Annotated in this window: 4 protein-coding genes; all 4 read right to left on the reverse strand. The window is 65.0% G+C overall.

Annotated features, from left to right (window positions below; genetic code table 11):
• Positions 1-692 (reverse strand): cytochrome-c oxidase, cbb3-type subunit III (gene ccoP, locus A612_RS05635; RefSeq protein WP_019373556.1); only part of this gene is annotated, 692 nt, incomplete at its 3' end.
• 33 nt (positions 693-725) lie between these two features.
• A complete protein-coding gene (locus A612_RS05640; RefSeq protein WP_019373557.1) occupies positions 726-863 on the reverse strand; it encodes a cbb3-type cytochrome oxidase subunit 3 in 138 nt (45 codons plus the stop codon).
• Between the two features lie 27 nt (positions 864-890).
• Positions 891-1,517, reverse strand: a complete 627-nt coding sequence (ccoO, locus tag A612_RS05645) for a cytochrome-c oxidase, cbb3-type subunit II (protein ID WP_019373558.1) — start codon at positions 1,515-1,517, stop codon at positions 891-893.
• Positions 1,518-1,537: 20 nt separating this feature from the next.
• A partial coding sequence (gene ccoN / locus A612_RS05650; RefSeq protein WP_019373559.1) for a cytochrome-c oxidase, cbb3-type subunit I occupies positions 1,538-2,651 on the reverse strand: 1,114 nt, incomplete at its 5' end.

The following is a 2,651-nucleotide window of genomic DNA, read 5'->3' on the forward strand; positions in this document are numbered from 1 at the left end:
GCGGCGCAGGCCGTGAACTTGGACTTGCCCAGCGAGGCACGCAGCGAGTCGTGCGGGCTGCCCGACAGGCTCAGCACGTAGTGCGCGAGGTTGCGCACGTCCTCGGCCGATCCCACGGCAGCCGCCTGCGGGGGCATCACGCCCACCCGGCCCTCCGTGATGGACTGGCGAATGGCCTCGGGCGTGCCGCCGTGCAGCCAGTCGCCATCGGTCAGGTTCGGGAAGCCCTTGCTGCCGCGCGCATCCGAGCCGTGGCACTGCGCGCAGTTGTTCATGAACAGGCGGTCGCCGATGGCCATGGCCGCCGGGTCGGCAGCGAGCTCCTCGGTCTTCATGTTCGCAAAGCGGGCGTATACCGGTGCTTCGGCCTCCTGGGCGCGGCTGACCTCGGCGCGGTACTCGCCCAGCTGCGTCCAGCCGAGCTTGCCCTGGTAGGAGCCCAGGCCCGGGTAGGCGAACAGGTAGCCCGCCGCAAACAGCAGGGTGAGCACGAACAGCCACATCCACCAGCGCGGCATGGGGTTGTTCATCTCGGTCAGGTCCTCGTCCCAGACGTGGCCCGTGGTGTTGTCGGCAGCCGACTCGACCTTCTTGCGCGAGGTCAGCCACAGCAGCAGGCCGCACGCGACGATGCCGACGACTGTGAAGCCCGCGACGTAGAAGGACCAGAAATCACTGGTGAAATCGCTCATGGATTCTCTCTCTTGTCTTGTTTTCCGAGTCCCTCAGTCCTCGGCGAAGGGCAGCTGCGCCGCCTCGTCGAAGCGTGCCTGGTTGCTGCGCCGCCAGGCCCAGAACCAGATCCCGAGGAAGCAGGCGAACGAGGCCAGCGTGGCCACGATGCGCATGGTGGTGATGTCCATATCGGCTCTCCTTTGCTTCCCCGGTGTTCAGCGCAGCGCGCGGCCCAGCACCTGCAGGTAGGCGATCACGGCCTCCATCTCGGTCTTGCCCTTGACGTCCTCGCTCGCCTTGGCGATCTCCTCGTCGGTGTAGGGCACGCCCACGGTGCGCAGCGCCTTCATGTGCCTTGGCATGGCCTCGGCGTTCACCAAGTTCTTCTCCAGCCACGGGTAGGCCGGCATGTTCGACTCGGGCACCACGTCGCGCGGGTTGATCAGGTGGATGCGGTGCCACTCGTCGCTGTACTTGCCGCCCACGCGGTGCAGGTCCGGGCCGGTGCGCTTGGAGCCCCACTGGAAGGGATGGTCGTAGACGAACTCGCCGGCCACCGAGTAGTGGCCATAGCGCAGCGTCTCGGCGCGGAACGGGCGGATCATCTGCGAGTGGCAGTTGTAGCAACCCTCGCGCACGTAGATGTCGCGCCCGGCCAGCTGCAGCGCGGTGTAGGGCTTGAGGCCCTGGATGGGTTCGGTCGTGGACTTCTGGAAGAACAGCGGCACGATCTCCACCAGCCCCCCAATGGCGACCACGACGAGGATCAGCACGATCATCAGAAAGTTGCTGGTCTCGACCTTCTCGTGCGTGAAGCCAGTGCTTTTATTGGCGTTGGACATGTTTCAAAGGCTCCTGGTGCTCAGGCGTGCGCAGGGTTGACTGCGGGGATGGGCAGCTTGACGGAGCGGCCGGAGATGGCGGTGACCCAGACGTTCCAGGCCATGATGCACATGCCCGCCAGGTACAGCACGCCGCCCGCAAAGCGGATCGCGTAGAACGGATAGGTGGCCTTCACGCTCTCGACGAAGGTGTAGGTCAGGGTGCCGTCCGGGTTGACGGCGCGCCACATCAGGCCCTGCATCACACCGGCGATCCACATCGCGGCGATGTACAGCACGATGCCGATGGTGGCCAGCCAGAAGTGCAGCTCGATCGCCTTGATGGAGTGCATCTTCTCCTTGCCGAACAGGCGCGGCACCAGGTAATACAGCGAACCCATGGTGATCAGGCCGACCCAGCCGAGAGCCCCGGCGTGCACGTGGCCCACGGTCCAGTCGGTGTAGTGGCTCAGGGCGTTGACGGTCTTGATGGACATCATCGGGCCCTCGAACGTGGACATGCCGTAGAACGACAGCGACACGATCAAAAAGCGCAGGATGGGGTCGTCGCGCAGCTTGTGCCAGGCACCCGACAGGGTCATGATGCCGTTGATCATCCCGCCCCAGCTGGGCGCCAGCAGAATCAGCGAGAACACCATGCCCACGGACTGCGTCCAGTCGGGCAGCGCGGTGTAGTGCAGGTGGTGCGGGCCGGCCCACATGTAGGTGAAGATCAGCGCCCAGAAGTGCACGATCGACAGGCGGTAGCTGTACACCGGGCGGCCGGCCTGCTTGGGGATGAAGTAGTACATCATCCCGAGGAAGCCGGTGGTGAGATAGAAGCCCACGGCGTTGTGGCCATACCACCACTGCACCATGGCATCCTGCACGCCGGCATAGGCCGAGTAGCTCTTCATGAAGCCGGCCGGAATGGCGGCGCTGTTGACGATGTGCAGCAGGGCCACGGCGATGATGAAGGAGCCGAAGAACCAGTTGGCCACGTAGATGTGCTTGACCTTGCGGATGCCGATGGTGCCGAAGAACACGATGGCGTAGGACACCCACACGGCGGCGATCAGGATGTCGATGGGCCACTCGAGCTCGGCGTATTCCTTGGCCGAGGTGTAGCCCAGCGGCAGGCTGATGGCGGCAGCC

Source organism: Melaminivora alkalimesophila, assembly GCF_000282995.1.
GTDB classification, from domain to species: domain Bacteria; phylum Pseudomonadota; class Gammaproteobacteria; order Burkholderiales; family Burkholderiaceae_C; genus Melaminivora; species Melaminivora alkalimesophila.